Genomic DNA, 13,465 nt, shown 5'->3' on the forward strand with positions numbered 1-13,465 from the left:
AGGATATCGCAACGCCCGGAGACTGTTTGTTACAAAATACGGGTGATTGATGACTTTGGGCACGTGGACAAACATTCCCGACCCATGAGACATCTTTGCCGCAACGATAACGCGACGTCACAAAAGGCCCGAAACAGCCCGGGTTTCGCGGATTTGTCTTGAATGCGCCGCTATCTTCCTGCATTGGCCGTTAACGGTCCGGTGTGGCTTGGGGACTATACAAGAGCAATGATGATCAACCGCATTCTGACGATTTGCGCTGCCGCGGCTCTCGGCGTGGCAGGAACTTCGCTTGCGCATGCGCAGCAGGGTTATCCGGCGCCCCAGGGCCCGGCCTATTCGGCCGCGCCGCAACCCTACTCGCAGGGCAGCATGCCGGACTTCGATGGGCTCGACGATGAAGACGCGCCGCGCAATTCGGCTGGGCTGCCGCCGCCCGGCCCGGTGATCTCGCCGGACGACCCGCGCTATGGCCGCCCGATGAACGCTCCGCCGGTTTATTCCGACCGTGGCGCACCGACCGGTCCGGTGATGTCGCCTGACGATCCGCGCTACGGCCGTCCGATGAACGCTCCGGTCTATTCCGACCGTGGTGCGCCGACTGGCCCGGTGATGTCGCCCGATGATCCGCGCTATGGCCGGCCGATGGGACCGCCCCCGGTGATCTATGGCGATCGCTCGCCAAACGCGCCGCCGCAGGGCTATCGCGACAACGGCGTTCCGGCCGCCGGCGTTGCCTATGGCGACGACCGCAACGGCATGCGTCCGCCCGAGGCGGTTGGTGCCGCCGGTGTCACCGGAACGGTGCCGCAGCAGCAGGCGCCGGTCGATGCCAATGGCAAGCCGCTGCGGATCGCGTCGCTGCCGGCGGACGAGCAGCCGGAAGACGGGCCGGCGCAACTGGCGCCGAACCTGCGTCGGCAGGAAGTGGCGTTCGCGACCAAGGAGCCGGCTGGCACCATCGTCGTCGATACGCCGAACACCTACCTCTATTACATCCTCGGCAATGGCCGGGCGATCCGTTATGGCGTCCGCGTCGGCCGCGACGGTTTCACCTGGACCGGCGTGCAGAAGATCACCCGCAAGGCCGAATGGCCGGATTGGCATCCGCCGACGGAGATGATCGAGCGTCAGCCCTATCTGCCGCGCTTCATGGCCGGTGGACCCGGCAATCCGCTCGGCGCTCGCGCGATGTATCTCGGCTCGACGGTGTATCGCATCCACGGCACCAACCAACCGTCGACCATTGGCAAGTTCGTCTCGTCGGGCTGCATCGGCATGCTGAACGAGGACGTCTCGGACCTGTTCGAGCGCACCAAGGTCGGCACCCGCGTGGTTGTGCTGCCTGGCGGTGCCGCCCCGGGAACAGCGACGGCCTCCGCCGCGCCGATGCCCGCCAACCCGATGGCGCCGACCCAGGCCCAGGCCGCGCCGCTGCCCGGCACGCAGCCGACTTCGGTGCAGCCGCTGCCCGCGCCGGTGACGGTGCGCTAGGCCCATCTGCAATTCATCATGAAAAAGGCGCGCGAACAGCGCGCCTTTTTTGTTGCTGATAAACGCCTGGTCTCAGCCCAGTCGCCGCGGCGGCTCGGCGCCCGTGGTGAAGGCGTCGATGCATTCGACCATCTGCTGATAGTGCATCTGCAGGCTCTCGCGCGTCGCGTAGCCGAGATGCGGCGTGATCACGACGTTGTCGAGCTTGCGCAGCGGGTGATCTGACGGCAGCGGCTCGACCGAGAACACGTCGATGCCGGCGCCGGCGATCTTCTTCTCACGGAGAGCGACAAGGAGTGCGTCTTCGTCGACGATCGGCCCGCGCGCGGTGTTGACGAGATAGGCTGACGGCTTCATGCGCGCGAGATCGGCGGCGCCGACCAGTCCGCGTGAGCGCGGGCTCAGCACCACATGGATGGTGATGATGTCGGCGGTCGCGAACAGCTCGTCCTTGCTCGCGTAGCCGACGCCGGCCTCCTTGCACTTCTCCGGCGTGAGGTTGGGGCTCCAGGCGATGACGTTCATGCCGAACGCCATGGCCATGCCGGCGACCTTGCTGCCGAGCTTGCCGAGGCCGATGACACCGAGCGTCTTGCCCTCGATCTCGGTGCCGGCAAAGGTCTGCCAAGGCTCGCCGGCGTGCATGCGCGCATTCTCGCGGCCGATGCCGCGCGTCAATTCCAGGATCAGGCCCATGGTCAGGGGCGCGGTGGGATCGTGGCTATATTGCGTGCCGCACAGCACCACCTTGCGGTCCTTGGCGGCCTCCATGTCGATTGCGGCGTTGCGCATGCCCGAGGTGATTAGGAGCTTGAGCTTGGGCAGCGCGTCGAGCAGGCTGCGCGGGAACGCCGTGCGTTCGCGCATCGCGCAGACGATCTCGAAATCCTTCAGCTTCGCTGCGGCATCCGCCTCGCTCGTGAACGGCTTGTCGAACACGGTGACGTCGACCCGGTCCTTGATCGCCGGCCAGTCGGCCACCGAAAGCGCGATGTCAAAATAGTCGTCGAGGATTGCACAGCGCAGCCGCGTCATCGGGGAGATCCATTCAGGGTGAGGGCGACGGCAAGGACATCAACCGCCGGGGATCCCTGATGGTCGCGCGCAATCGGCAGGCGCGCAAGCGGGTGCGGTTTCAAAAAGCGGCGATTGTCACACCGGCCGAGACGGCCTCTCGGCCTTGGTGGAGCGGATGTCGGCCAGCATCGTCCGGACCACCGGCGACAATGCCATCTGCTTGGCGCGGCAGGCCGGACCCGGACCACGCATATAGTGCAGTTCCGGCCGGTAGGGGTTGAAGGCCTTGGCGACGAAGGCGCGCAAAAAGGCGCGGAATTCGGCGAACGGCGTCGCGTCGCCCTTGATCGCCGGACGCGAAAGAGGTGCTGAAATGATGGTAGCCATGACGCGGCCTCTGCTGTCTTGCTCGCGGTTCTGCCGCGAAAAACGCCATTTTTCGGCGTTGAGAACGAGTTTTCGCCTGATTTATTAAAAGATGGTTTCAATTGTCATGATCGGGCGCACACATGGTGGCGAACCCGTAGTCACCCGTGGTGAACAGACGAAACGTGGTGAACGGACGGAAAACAGAGGACCCGCGGTTGCGCTTTCGGGGGCCGGCCGCTACATCGGCGGCAGCAAAATTTCCACAAATCGGATCAATTCCAGGGACAGCGGATGGCTCGCCAGTTCATCTATTTCATGCAGGGTCTGACCAAGGCTTATCCGACCCGAAAAGTGCTCGATAACGTCCATCTGAGCTTCTACCCGGACGCCAAGATCGGCGTGCTCGGCGTCAACGGCTCGGGCAAGTCGACGCTGCTCAAGATCATGGCCGGCCTCGACAAGGAATATAACGGCGAGGCCTGGGTCGCCGAGGGCGCCCGCGTCGGCTATCTTGAGCAGGAGCCGCACCTCGATCCCGCGCTCAACGTCCGTGAAAACGTCATGCTCGGCGTTGCCAAGCAGAAGGCGATCCTCGACCGCTACAACGAGCTCGCCGTCAACTATTCGGACGAGACCGCCGACGAGATGACCAAACTGCAGGACGAGATCGAGGCGCAGGGCCTGTGGGATCTCGACAGCAAGGTCGATCAGGCGATGGACGCGCTGCGCTGCCCGCCCGACGATGCCGACGTCACCAAGCTTTCGGGCGGTGAGCGCCGCCGCGTCGCGCTGTGCCGCCTGCTGCTCGACCAGCCGGAATTGCTGCTGCTCGACGAACCGACCAACCATCTCGACGCCGAGTCGGTGTCGTGGCTGGAAGGCCATCTACGGAATTATCCGGGCGCGATCCTGATCGTGACCCACGACCGCTACTTCCTCGACAACGTCACCGGCTGGATCCTCGAGCTCGACCGCGGCCGCGGCATCCCCTACGAGGGCAACTATTCGTCCTGGCTGCAGCAGAAGCAGAAGCGGCTGGAGCAGGAAGGCCGCGAAGACGCCGCCCACCAGAAGACGTTGGCCCGCGAGCAGGAGTGGATCGCGTCCTCGCCAAAGGCGCGTCAGGCCAAGTCCAAGGCGCGCTACCAGCGCTACGAAGAGCTGCTGAAACAGGCCAGTGAAAAGCAGACCCAGACCGCGCAGATCACGATCCCAGTCGCCGAACGGCTGGGCCAGAACGTCGTCGACTTCGAAGGCCTCAGCAAGGGGTTTGGCGACCGCATGCTGATCGACGACCTTACCTTCAAGCTGCCGCCCGGCGGCATCGTCGGTGTGATCGGTGCCAACGGCGCCGGCAAGACCACGCTGTTCAGGATGATCACCAAGCAGGAAGAGCCGGACAAGGGCTCCATCACGGTCGGCGAAAGCGTTCATCTCGGCTATGTCGACCAGTCGCGCGACGCGCTCGACGGCAAGAAGACAGTGTGGGAGGAGATTTCAGGCAACAACGAGCTGATCCTGCTCGGCAAGAAGGAAGTCAACTCGCGCGGCTATTGCTCGTCGTTCAACTTCAAGGGCGCCGACCAGCAGAAGAAGGTCGGCGCGCTGTCCGGCGGTGAGCGCAACCGCGTGCATCTCGCCAAGATGCTGAAGTCGGGCGCCAACGTGCTGCTGCTCGACGAACCGACCAACGACCTCGACGTCGACACGCTGCGCGCGCTGGAAGAGGCGCTGGAGGATTTTGCCGGCTGCGCCGTCATCATCAGCCACGATCGCTGGTTCCTCGACCGCATCGCGACCCACATCCTAGCCTTCGAAGGCGACAGCCATGTCGAATGGTTCGAGGGCAACTTCCAGGACTACGAAAAGGACAAGATGCGCCGGCTCGGCCAGGACAGCATCATTCCGCATCGCGTAAAGTACAAGAAGCTGACGCGCTGATCGGTTCGAGCGGTCGAGCGCGGCCATCGCGCCGCGTTCGTCCGCTCTTCGTTTGCAGGATCGTGACGGCATCGCGGCGCAATCTGCGGCCAGTTGTCGCTTTTCAACGGCGCGGGATTGCGTAGATAAAGCGTTCCGCAAATCGAATCCCGCGAGCACTCCAACATGTCCGCTATCTCAGACGCGCGCGCGCCCGCGAAGGGCCGGTCGCTGCGTCCCGTTCCCATGCTGATCTTCGGGTCGCGCTGGCTGCAATTGCCGCTCTATGTCGGCTTGATCATCGCCCAGGGCGTCTATGTCGTGCTGTTCCTGAAGGAACTCTGGCACCTGTTCGCCCATGCCTTCGATTTCAGCGAACAGCAGATCATGCTGGCCGTGCTCGGCTTGATCGACGTCGTCATGATCTCGAACCTGTTGGTGATGGTGATCGTCGGCGGCTACGAAACCTTCGTGTCGCGGCTCAATCTGCAGGGGCATCCCGACGAGCCGGAATGGCTCAGCCACGTCAACGCCAGCGTGCTGAAGATCAAGCTGGCGATGGCGATCATTGGCATCTCCTCGATCCATCTGCTGCGCACCTTCATCGAGGCCGGCGCGCTGTCGTCGGGCAAGGGCAACTACACCGAAACCGGCGTGATGTGGCAGACCATCATCCACTGCGTCTTCATCCTGTCGGCCATCGGCATCGCCATCGTCGACAAGCTGTCGAACGACTCGATCGAAGGTGCCAAGCAGCAGGTCACGCACTAGCTAACGGCGGCGCGGCGTCACCGCGCCGCGCGTGAGCCGAACAATGCCGGCGCGGATTTGCCGAGCCATTCGGGGATCTGCGCCGCGCCGCGCGGAAATCCGCGGGCCATGGCGAGGATGAACGCGGTCTGCCAGACGCCGAACAGCACCAGCCAACCCAGCAAGGTCGGCAGCCTGACGATCGCGCCGTAAATGATTCCGGCAGCGATGGCCGCGATCCATGTCACCACGACGCTGTCGATCCGCCTGAACGCCGGGTTGGTCAGCAGCACGCCGAGAATGGTGATGGCTCCGCCGACGGCGCCGCCGATGCCGCCGATCAGATAACCCATGTAGGGATTGTTGCCGAGCGTCCCGGTGATCTGCGCCGAGTTGGCGGCATTGCCGTCGATCGGGACGGTCCTCGCATACTGGCCGAGCGCCTGAAGCGTGACGGCGCTGGCATCGTAAGCCGCGATCCATGCCGTCGTCGTGATTGCGACCACCAGCGCCAGCTGAAACCGGTCCCTGGCGCCAAACATGACGTTGCACGTTGCAACCGCCATGCCGAAGACCACGCCGGGCAGGATCGTGATCCCGCCGGCGTCGGAGACGACGAACGAATATTGCAGGACGTTGAGCGCATAGGTCGCGATTAGGCTGCAGATGACGGCGGATGCAAGCGCCAGCACGACGAAGGGCAGACTGGGCCGGCCGCGCGACTGCGCGCTTTCGGCCGCCAGCATCCGGTCCACCGCGGCCCGCGTCTCGGCGGCGGCGCTGCCCTGCGGTTCGAGGATCGTGACCGCCTTGAGATAGGTCGGAACCTGGTCGAGCGGGGTCGGCGCCATCATCACCGGCAGCACGCGGTTGCTCGGGTTCGGCCATTTGGTCCGGGCAAAGGCGAGTTCGCTCAGCGTGTAGCGCCCCTTGGTCACCGATTCCGGACTGATCAGGAACACCATAAAATCGCTGCTTTCGATGGCTTTCTCGACGCGCGCATCGAAACTGTCGCCCGGCGGAAGATCGTCGTGCGAAAAGAAAACGTCATGATCGCAATTGCGCAGCGACTGGGCGATGCTGTCAGCCTGCGATTCCAATTCGGAGGGAAACGACAGAAATATGCGCATGGCAAAACTTACCACCCAGAATTGAATTCTGACAATTGCCGAGTTCACATTGCAATGCCTGTTTCCGCGGGATGAGATCGATCATGAAATGGCCAGCAACCATTGCCGCATTCGCGCTGCTGCTGTGTGCGCCGCTGCAGCGGCCCACCTACGCCGCCGATGCCGCGTTCACCCAGTTCATCGCCTCGCTGTGGCCGGAGGCCAAGGAGGCCGGCGTGTCGCGCGAAACCTTTGATCGCGAGACGCGCGCGCTCGAGCCCGACTACAAGCTGCCCGATCTGATCCTGCCCGGACGTCCCAAGACCGGCGCGCCGGCGCAGGCCGAGTTCGTGCAGGTGCCGGCCGATTACGTCAAGGAAGCCTCGATCGCGCGGCTCGCGGCGGAGGGGCAGAGGCTGTTGCAGAAGTATCGTCCCTCGCTCGATGCGATCGAGAAGCGGTTCGGCGTTCCCTCGACCATCGTGCTGGCGATCTGGGGCCGCGAGACCGACTACGGCCGCTATTCGCTGCCCTACGACACGCTGCGCGTGGTGGCGACGCAGGCCTATGTCGGCCGCCGCAAGGATCAGTACCGCACCGAGTTCATCCTCGCGCTGAAGATCCTCGGCGAGGGCGCGGTGACGCGCAAGGAGCTGCGCTCGTCCTGGGCGGGTGCGACCGGCTACACCCAGTTCCTGCCGTCGGAATACTACAAGCACGGCGTCGATCTCGACGGCGACGGCCGCGTCGACATCTGGCACTCGGTGCCGGACGCGCTCGCCTCCGCCGCGCAGCAGCTTGTCAACAAGGGCTGGCAGCCCGGCGTGCGCTGGGCTTACGAGGTGCAGGCGCCGGCCAGTGCCGATTGCACGATGGGCGTGCCTGAAGTGACCAAGCCGATCAGCCAGTGGCTGCGGGCAGGCTTCGTGCCGGTACGCGGGCAGAAGCTCAACGCCGCGGAGCAGGCGCAATCGGCCTCGCTGCTGCAGCCCGAAGGCATCTACGGTCCGGCCTTCCTGACCACGCCGAACTACTTCGTGATCAAGGAGTACAATTTCTCCGATCTCTACGTGCTGTTCGTCGGCCATCTCGCCGACCGCATGACGAGCCCGCAGCCCTTCGCGACGCCATGGGCGGCCTCCAAGCAGCTGCGCTCGGCCGATGTCGAGGCGATGCAGCAGCAGCTGACGCGGATCGGCCTCTACAAGGACAAGCTCGACGGCAAAGCCGGGATGCAGACCCGCGCGGCGCTCGGCGCCTATCAGAAGCAGGCCGGGCTGAAGGTCGATTGCTGGCCGAGCGAGGCGGTGCTGCGCGCGATGAACGGAGCGCGCTGAGGCTCTAGCTTTTTGTTTTGACGCGTTTTCTTCACGCGAACCGGTGTCCATCCCGCATCAAGTGCGGGACAGGCTTCGCTCGAAAACGCTCCAGAAAACAAAAACCCGGCCGTGAGGCCGGGTTTTCGAGGGGGATGCAGATAGCCTGTCGAACGATCAGTCGCAAACCTGGATGCGACGGAAGCGCCAGCCGTAGCCGTCCCAGAACCGCTCGCGAACCCAGCGGCAGGGAGCTTCTTCGACGTAGGTCGGCGCCGGTGCAACATAGACCGGGGCCGGACGGGCGCCTGCAATCGCGCCGCCCAGCAGGGCGCCGCCGATCAGGCCGCCGGCAACGCCGGCAGCGACGGCGCCGCCGTCACCAGCCTTGGCAGCCGGAGCAACCGCCAGCGAACCGGCAATCGTGGTAACGGCAACGAGGGCAGCTAAAGTCTTCTTCATGTCTTTGGCTCTCCTGGAAAGGTGGTGGCGTCTTGGTTCGACGCCGGGCTTGGGTGACTCAGCACGCTGATCTCGAACTGCTGTCTTGCTAAACAGCGCAGAACAGTCAACCGAAAGTAAACGTCCGCAGGCTCATCGCGTAGAAAAGCGGTTTTTTCTGGCCTTCAACAGCAGATGTCCCGGAGAACAGTCGGTTTTCCGGGACATCTGGTTCGATTTAATCGAGATGAACGGCGATCAGTCGCAAACGCGAACCCTGCGCACGCGCCAGGAGTAGCCGTCCCAGAATCGTTGGCGCTGCCAGACACAATCGGCACCGTAGCCGGGCTCGGCGACATAGGCCGGACCGGGCGCGTAACCGGGCGCGTAGTAGCCGGGAGCGTATCCCGGACCATAGTAGCCGTTCTGCGATGCGATCGCGCCGCCGACGATGGCGCCACCGATCAATCCCGCGGCGACGCCGGCGGCGACTCCGCGTTGTGCCTGGGCCGGGGCGGGCATCGCCACAGCCGAAATCGCCAGAGTGGCGGCGGCGCCGAGCGCCAGCAATGTCTTCTTCATGGCATGACCTTTCTCACGGGAGCCGAGGACAGCGTATGCAAGCAATCTGTCGAGCTCAAGGGTTCCATATTCTGCTTGAATGATCAATGAACGAGGCTGCCGCAATCGCGACCGAATCCCTGCAGTCACTTGACTACCTTGCAGCGCACAAACCGAGCCAGGCGGTGGAGCCGGGAATTGAGCCGCAAACTGCCCGGAATCCGCGGCGAGTCCGCTTTCGATTTAGACTCGTTCCAATATGAATCCCGCATCAGTTTGGAATTGCTACAAGAACTGGTTTTTCCTTTTGCATCCCGCCGGGGGCGACAATATCCATATTGCCAAGCATCACCGATGGACCCGCCTTTCTCCGATGATTGTCTGTTCCTGTAACGTCCTCAGCGACCACGATGTCCGCAATGCCGTGAGTGCCGGCGGGCCCGTGACACGAAATGCCAAGCAGGTGTACGGCTGCCTCGGCTGCAGTGCAGAATGCGGCCGCTGCGCGCGCACGATCAAGGCGATCATCGACGAGGCGCTCGGTCCCTGCGCCAAGGCCTGCTGCGCCGGCTGTCCCCATGCCGGCCATCCGCATGCTGACAATGAGGACGACGCCGAGTCGACCGAATTCGCGCTCGCGGCCTGCTAAAGCTGCTTTTTTCGACGCTTTTTCTTCACGCGAACCGGCTTCCGCTTCGCGCGAAAACGCACGGCAAATCCACCCGAATCCGGCTATCCACGCGCCGTTTCTGCGCAGGGTTGCTCTTGCCGTGAATCTGATTTAGAAACATTCTAAATTCAAACCGGCCAGCGTTGGCCGCGACAGGTGGAGTGGATCATGCAAGGCGACCCGAAGGTCATTGATTATCTGAACAAGGGGCTGCGCAGCGAACTGACCGCCATCAATCAGTACTGGCTGCACTACCGGATGCTCAACAATTGGGGCCTCCTGGAGATGGCCAAGGTCTGGCGCAAGGAATCCATCGAGGAGATGGAGCATGCCGACAAGTTCGTCGATCGCATCCTGTTCCTCGACGGCTTCCCGAACCTGCAGGTACTCGATCCCTTGAAGATCGGCCAGGACGTCAAGGAGATCATCGAGTGCGACCTGGCCGCCGAGATCGGCGCCCGCACGCTCTATCAGGAGGCGGCGACCTACTGCCACGGCGTCAAGGATTACGTCAGCCGCGACCTGTTCGAGAAGCTGATGAAGGACGAGGAAGACCACATCGACTTCCTCGAGACCCAGCTCGACCTGATCAAGCGCATCGGTCTTGAGCTCTACACCCAGAAGCACGTCGGTCATCTGAAGGGCGAGGAGTCCTGATCGCCTCCGTCGCTCGGAGAGCGGCTCCCAAACTGCGAGAGGCCGTCCTTGCGGGCGGCCTCTTTTGCTTTCGCGCTTCCGATTGCAGCGGCGCGGGTCAGTAGCACCTGATGATGTTGATGGTGCGGTCGCCACCGCGCCCGGGCACCGTGACGCTCTCCGTCGGGCAGCTCGACACATAGGGGCGATCCGACGGCACCACGGCCGGCGGATATCGATGCGCCCAATCCCAGGGCACGTCCTGGGTGTAGGTGTAGCGAACGTCGTTCGAGACCGGAGGGGGGACGTCGGCGGCGAAGGGCACGCCGGCGGCGCCATCATAATATCCGCCCGCATCCGGCAGGACGATGCCGGGCACGCGCAGGTGATGGCGGAAGGCCGGATGGTGCGAGCTAAACGTGCCGCGCGGCGCCGTCCCGGATCTCGCATAGGTCTCAGTCGAGGAAGCAAGCAGCAGCGCTGCAACGCCAAAGGACGCAATCAGCGCCCCACAAGTTCGATACGCCGTTGTTCGACAAGCCATGGCACGCACCAATCGGTTACGGAGCATTGTGCGGACGCTAGGACGGGCCGCGTTGCGCCCGCAAACTCATCCTTAATTATTGGTTAAAAAGTAAGGTTAACAGGAGGTAAATGTTTCAAATTGGCGCGATCTGATCGCGCCGTCGCGCGGCGCAGCCGGCGGGGGCTGTCAGACCGCATCGGCAGGAACGAAGCAACTGATGATGATGCCGCCGCGGTGATGCACGTACCACACCACGGCTTCGCCGACCGGATTGCCGCGATCGCGGATCACGGCGCGTTCCGGCACCATCATCCATTCGCCCTCGATCGGCACCCAATAGGCGCCGCCCCGAACGTCGTAGCTGGTGCGATGGCCGTCGGAGATGTCGCAGCACGGCACGCCATTCGGTGCGATCACGCTCTTGAACCAGGCGCGGATATCCGGCGGCACGTTCTCGTATTGACCGTTGTCGAAAGCCAGCGCAGCGCCCGCCATCATGGCGAGCCACCCAAGCACCGCGAGATGCGTGCGCCTTCGCATTGCCTTCCTCCGGCGAAAACTTCTGCGTCACCCGCGCGGGTCGTGCGCGAATCCGGTGTTTGCGCGATTAGGCACGAACCGCGCGCGAGATGCATGCTCAAAGAATGAGCGAAGCAACGCGGTACGGCTTGATGCGGTGCGAGATCGATGCGTTCAGGATGCCGTCTTCGCGCGTGCCTTCTTCGCGGGCTTCACCGCGATATTGTCCCGAGCCATGCTGAGCGCGCTGCGCAGCGTGACCTGATCGGCTTTCGCGAGACGGACGTTGGTGCTGCCGCTTTTGCCCCAGCCGCCCGGCACCGGCCGGAAGATCTCCGGCTCGGCCTCGACCACCATCGCTTGTTGCTCCGGCGTCAGCTTCACCATGCCCCAATCCTGGTCGGGATAGCCGAGCGTTGCGAAGATGCGTTTGCCGACACGGAAATCGGCGTGGCCGTGATGCGCGCCTTCGACCACCTCGGGCAGGCTCAGCGCAACGCGACGGAAGCCATTTGCCGACATCGCCTGACCTCGATCGCTACGTCGCGTGTTGCGGCGCGGTCTGCAGCAATTCCAGCAATTGCCTGGAATAGAATTTGGCGTCGCCGGTCGTGAGGTGGCCGCGCGTCTCGGTGCTCGCCGGGATCAGATAGATCTTGCCGTTCCCGATCCGCTTCACCGCGGCCTCGGTGACGCCGGTCTCCGGTGGATTGCGTTCATCGTCGGCAGCGTTGATCGCGAGCAGGGTGGCATCGATCTTCTCCATCCCGGTGGACGGATCATAATCGTGCGAGGCCTCCCACTGGTAGATGTAGTCGTTGGCGTCAGCCGTGACCGGCAGGGCCAGCTGGTCATCGACCATCTTGTCGGCCTGCGGTGCCGATGGCGCCAGCGTCTGATAGCCGAGCGTGCCGCCGGCGCTCGCGAAGCGATAGGCCGCGATGGCGTATTTCATCATCCGCGGCTGGCTGGTGTAGTTGCCGCCATTGTAGTCGGGATCGCTGCGGATTGTTTCCAGCATGGTCCGCCGCAGGATCCAGTTGCGCGCGGCCATCGCTGATGGCTGCGAGGCCATCGGTACCAGAATGTCCATCATCTGCGGATAGCGCACGCCCCAGATCCAGGTGTGCATGCCGCCCATCGAGTTGCCGATCACGAGCCGCAGATGCTTGATGCCGAGCCCCTCGGTGACGAGCCGGTACTGCGCATCGACCATGTCGTTGTAGTCGTATTTCGGAAAGCTGGTCCGCATCGCATCCGACGGCTTCGAGGATTTGCCGTGCCCGATGCCGTCCGGAATGATGATGTAGTATTTCGACGCATCGAGCGGCTGGCCCGGGCCGAACAGCTGGCCGGCAAAGGTCGGCGTCAGCATGCTGGCGGCCGAGCCGCCGGAACCGTGCAGCACCAGCACCGGCTGTCCGGTCGGTGCGCCGAGCGTGGTGTAGTGCAGCCGCAGTTCCGGCATCACCTCGCCGCTGTGAAACCTGAAGTCCTTCGCGATCCACTCGCCATCCTGCGGGGCGGGATAATCTGCAGCCATGGCCATTACCGACATCGAGACGAAAGCGGCCACAAGCGCCGCGCACCAACGGAACATCATGCTTCTTCCCACCCGCGGCGCGTTTGTCCAGCCGCTTGGCCGCAAGCCTAGCATGACGGCAAGCGATGTCCGAGAGCTGCCCGGCGCGGCTGGCGAAGAAGTGTTCGGCTAGCTCTCCCTGAGCACGTTCAGCGCATACCATCCCCAGTAGACGCGGTGACGCTGGATCAGGCCGTCCTCGATCTCCATGATCTCGACGAGATCCATCTGATCGCCGTCGGGCGATTGCCGCGGATATTCCCAGGTGAGGATCCGGCCGTCGCTGAAGAAGCCCTGCTTGAAGCGGCGGCGCTGCGGCGGGTTGGTTCGGAACACGCGCGTGATGAACTCGCGCAGCGCGTCCCGGCCGCGGACGATCCCATCCCTGGTCTGCATCAGGTGCTGGACCAAGGGGCTCTCGATCGAGGCGTCGGATGCGTAAAGCGCTAGTGCCGCCTCGAGGTCCTTGTTGCCGAGGGCTTCGTCCCAGAGCTTGTAGATGCGTTCCGCGTCGGTGCTGTTGGCCGTCATGATTGTTCCCTTGGGCTTCGTTGA

17 protein-coding genes are annotated in these 13,465 nt (G+C 63.7%); 7 read left to right on the forward strand and 10 right to left on the reverse strand.

Annotated features, from left to right (window positions below; all coding sequences use genetic code 11):
* Positions 1-231: 231 nt before the first annotated feature.
* Positions 232-1,494 (forward strand): L,D-transpeptidase family protein, encoded by a 1,263-nt coding sequence (locus tag WDM24_RS10290; protein ID WP_338697315.1) that lies wholly within the window; start codon positions 232-234, stop codon positions 1,492-1,494.
* Positions 1,495-1,566: 72 nt separating this feature from the next.
* Here the strand turns inward: WDM24_RS10290 and WDM24_RS10295 are convergent, their stop codons facing one another.
* Together WDM24_RS10295 and WDM24_RS10300 are read right to left on the reverse strand one after the other, a co-directional pair.
* Complete coding sequence (locus WDM24_RS10295; protein ID WP_338831093.1) at positions 1,567-2,529, reverse strand: D-2-hydroxyacid dehydrogenase family protein; 963 nt, start codon at positions 2,527-2,529, stop codon at positions 1,567-1,569.
* 117 nt (positions 2,530-2,646) lie between these two features.
* On the reverse strand, positions 2,647-2,898 hold the full coding sequence (locus WDM24_RS10300) for a hypothetical protein (RefSeq protein WP_166298685.1): 252 nt from the start codon (positions 2,896-2,898) through the stop codon (positions 2,647-2,649).
* 273 nt (positions 2,899-3,171) lie between these two features.
* Here WDM24_RS10300 and ettA point away from each other — a divergent pair, with 273 nt between their 5' ends.
* Positions 3,172-4,821 carry an energy-dependent translational throttle protein EttA gene (ettA, locus tag WDM24_RS10305; RefSeq protein WP_166214427.1) on the forward strand — a complete coding sequence of 550 codons (1,650 nt, stop codon included), beginning with the start codon at positions 3,172-3,174 and terminating at the stop codon, positions 4,819-4,821.
* Between the two features lie 165 nt (positions 4,822-4,986).
* Positions 4,987-5,571 carry a TIGR00645 family protein gene (locus WDM24_RS10310; protein ID WP_029084040.1) on the forward strand — a complete coding sequence of 195 codons (585 nt, stop codon included), beginning with the start codon at positions 4,987-4,989 and terminating at the stop codon, positions 5,569-5,571.
* Between the two features lie 17 nt (positions 5,572-5,588).
* Here the strand turns inward: WDM24_RS10310 and WDM24_RS10315 are convergent, their stop codons facing one another.
* Positions 5,589-6,680 (reverse strand): toll/interleukin-1 receptor domain-containing protein, encoded by a 1,092-nt coding sequence (locus WDM24_RS10315; RefSeq protein ID WP_338831094.1) that lies wholly within the window; start codon positions 6,678-6,680, stop codon positions 5,589-5,591.
* Positions 6,681-6,763: 83 nt separating this feature from the next.
* On the opposite strand from WDM24_RS10315, the gene WDM24_RS10320 reads away from it, so the two are divergent.
* Positions 6,764-7,996: a lytic murein transglycosylase gene (locus WDM24_RS10320; protein ID WP_338831095.1), complete on the forward strand. Its 1,233-nt coding sequence runs from the start codon at positions 6,764-6,766 to the stop codon at positions 7,994-7,996.
* Between the two features lie 156 nt (positions 7,997-8,152).
* Here the strand turns inward: WDM24_RS10320 and WDM24_RS10325 are convergent, their stop codons facing one another.
* Positions 8,153-8,437, reverse strand: coding sequence for a hypothetical protein (locus WDM24_RS10325; RefSeq protein ID WP_029084043.1), 285 nt, complete (start codon positions 8,435-8,437; stop codon positions 8,153-8,155).
* 237 nt (positions 8,438-8,674) lie between these two features.
* A complete protein-coding gene (locus WDM24_RS10330) occupies positions 8,675-8,998 on the reverse strand; it encodes a hypothetical protein (protein WP_166214431.1) in 324 nt (107 codons plus the stop codon).
* A gap of 352 nt (positions 8,999-9,350) precedes the next feature.
* Here WDM24_RS10330 and WDM24_RS10335 point away from each other — a divergent pair, with 352 nt between their 5' ends.
* Together WDM24_RS10335 and bfr are read left to right on the forward strand one after the other, a co-directional pair.
* Positions 9,351-9,626, forward strand: a complete 276-nt coding sequence (locus WDM24_RS10335) for a (2Fe-2S)-binding protein (protein WP_338831096.1) — start codon at positions 9,351-9,353, stop codon at positions 9,624-9,626.
* 189 nt (positions 9,627-9,815) lie between these two features.
* On the forward strand, positions 9,816-10,304 hold the full coding sequence (gene bfr, locus WDM24_RS10340; protein WP_029084046.1) for a bacterioferritin: 489 nt from the start codon (positions 9,816-9,818) through the stop codon (positions 10,302-10,304).
* 97 nt (positions 10,305-10,401) lie between these two features.
* Here bfr and WDM24_RS10345 read toward each other — a convergent pair whose 3' ends face one another.
* The 4 genes from WDM24_RS10345 to WDM24_RS10360 all read right to left on the reverse strand — a co-directional run bounded on the left by WDM24_RS10345 (position 10,402) and on the right by WDM24_RS10360 (position 12,871).
* Positions 10,402-10,827, reverse strand: a complete 426-nt coding sequence (locus WDM24_RS10345; RefSeq protein WP_338831097.1) for a hypothetical protein — start codon at positions 10,825-10,827, stop codon at positions 10,402-10,404.
* Between the two features lie 168 nt (positions 10,828-10,995).
* Positions 10,996-11,349: a hypothetical protein gene (locus tag WDM24_RS10350; RefSeq protein ID WP_338831098.1), complete on the reverse strand. Its 354-nt coding sequence runs from the start codon at positions 11,347-11,349 to the stop codon at positions 10,996-10,998.
* A gap of 153 nt (positions 11,350-11,502) precedes the next feature.
* Positions 11,503-11,850 (reverse strand): MmcQ/YjbR family DNA-binding protein, encoded by a 348-nt coding sequence (locus WDM24_RS10355; RefSeq protein ID WP_166298679.1) that lies wholly within the window; start codon positions 11,848-11,850, stop codon positions 11,503-11,505.
* Between the two features lie 16 nt (positions 11,851-11,866).
* On the reverse strand, positions 11,867-12,871 hold the full coding sequence (locus WDM24_RS10360; RefSeq protein ID WP_414645704.1) for an alpha/beta fold hydrolase: 1,005 nt from the start codon (positions 12,869-12,871) through the stop codon (positions 11,867-11,869).
* On the opposite strand from WDM24_RS10360, the gene WDM24_RS10365 reads away from it, so the two are divergent.
* The gene (locus tag WDM24_RS10365) at positions 12,870-13,043 is read left to right on the forward strand and encodes a hypothetical protein (RefSeq protein ID WP_338832591.1); all 174 of its coding nucleotides are present in this window, start codon (positions 12,870-12,872) and stop codon (positions 13,041-13,043) included. The two genes, WDM24_RS10360 and WDM24_RS10365, sit on opposite strands and share 2 nt — an antisense overlap.
* On the opposite strand, the gene WDM24_RS10370 is transcribed toward WDM24_RS10365, so the two are convergent.
* A complete protein-coding gene (locus tag WDM24_RS10370; protein ID WP_338831099.1) occupies positions 13,040-13,441 on the reverse strand; it encodes a nuclear transport factor 2 family protein in 402 nt (133 codons plus the stop codon). The two genes, WDM24_RS10365 and WDM24_RS10370, sit on opposite strands and share 4 nt — an antisense overlap.
* Positions 13,442-13,465 lie beyond the last annotated feature (24 nt).

Source organism: Bradyrhizobium sp. 27S5 (assembly GCF_037217225.1).
Taxonomy (GTDB): Bacteria; Pseudomonadota; Alphaproteobacteria; order Rhizobiales; family Xanthobacteraceae; genus Bradyrhizobium; species Bradyrhizobium septentrionale.

What these genes read in the sequence shown, in the direction of transcription:
- WDM24_RS10290 (WP_338697315.1), top strand. Translation starts at nt 232, where the DNA reads ATGATCAACCGCATTCTGACGATTTGCGCTGCCGCGGCTCTCGGCGTG.
- WDM24_RS10295 (WP_338831093.1), bottom strand. Translation starts at nt 2,529, where the DNA reads ATGACGCGGCTGCGCTGTGCAATCCTCGACGACTATTTTGACATCGCG.
- WDM24_RS10300 (WP_166298685.1), bottom strand. Translation starts at nt 2,898, where the DNA reads ATGGCTACCATCATTTCAGCACCTCTTTCGCGTCCGGCGATCAAGGGC.
- ettA (WP_166214427.1), top strand. Translation starts at nt 3,172, where the DNA reads ATGGCTCGCCAGTTCATCTATTTCATGCAGGGTCTGACCAAGGCTTAT.
- WDM24_RS10310 (WP_029084040.1), top strand. Translation starts at nt 4,987, where the DNA reads ATGTCCGCTATCTCAGACGCGCGCGCGCCCGCGAAGGGCCGGTCGCTG.
- WDM24_RS10315 (WP_338831094.1), bottom strand. Translation starts at nt 6,680, where the DNA reads ATGCGCATATTTCTGTCGTTTCCCTCCGAATTGGAATCGCAGGCTGAC.
- WDM24_RS10320 (WP_338831095.1), top strand. Translation starts at nt 6,764, where the DNA reads ATGAAATGGCCAGCAACCATTGCCGCATTCGCGCTGCTGCTGTGTGCG.
- WDM24_RS10325 (WP_029084043.1), bottom strand. Translation starts at nt 8,437, where the DNA reads ATGAAGAAGACTTTAGCTGCCCTCGTTGCCGTTACCACGATTGCCGGT.
- WDM24_RS10330 (WP_166214431.1), bottom strand. Translation starts at nt 8,998, where the DNA reads ATGAAGAAGACATTGCTGGCGCTCGGCGCCGCCGCCACTCTGGCGATT.
- WDM24_RS10335 (WP_338831096.1), top strand. Translation starts at nt 9,351, where the DNA reads ATGATTGTCTGTTCCTGTAACGTCCTCAGCGACCACGATGTCCGCAAT.
- bfr (WP_029084046.1), top strand. Translation starts at nt 9,816, where the DNA reads ATGCAAGGCGACCCGAAGGTCATTGATTATCTGAACAAGGGGCTGCGC.
- WDM24_RS10345 (WP_338831097.1), bottom strand. Translation starts at nt 10,827, where the DNA reads ATGGCTTGTCGAACAACGGCGTATCGAACTTGTGGGGCGCTGATTGCG.
- WDM24_RS10350 (WP_338831098.1), bottom strand. Translation starts at nt 11,349, where the DNA reads ATGCGAAGGCGCACGCATCTCGCGGTGCTTGGGTGGCTCGCCATGATG.
- WDM24_RS10355 (WP_166298679.1), bottom strand. Translation starts at nt 11,850, where the DNA reads ATGTCGGCAAATGGCTTCCGTCGCGTTGCGCTGAGCCTGCCCGAGGTG.
- WDM24_RS10365 (WP_338832591.1), top strand. Translation starts at nt 12,870, where the DNA reads ATGGCCATTACCGACATCGAGACGAAAGCGGCCACAAGCGCCGCGCAC.
- WDM24_RS10360 (WP_414645704.1), bottom strand. Translation starts at nt 12,871, where the DNA reads ATGGCTGCAGATTATCCCGCCCCGCAGGATGGCGAGTGGATCGCGAAG.
- WDM24_RS10370 (WP_338831099.1), bottom strand. Translation starts at nt 13,441, where the DNA reads ATGACGGCCAACAGCACCGACGCGGAACGCATCTACAAGCTCTGGGAC.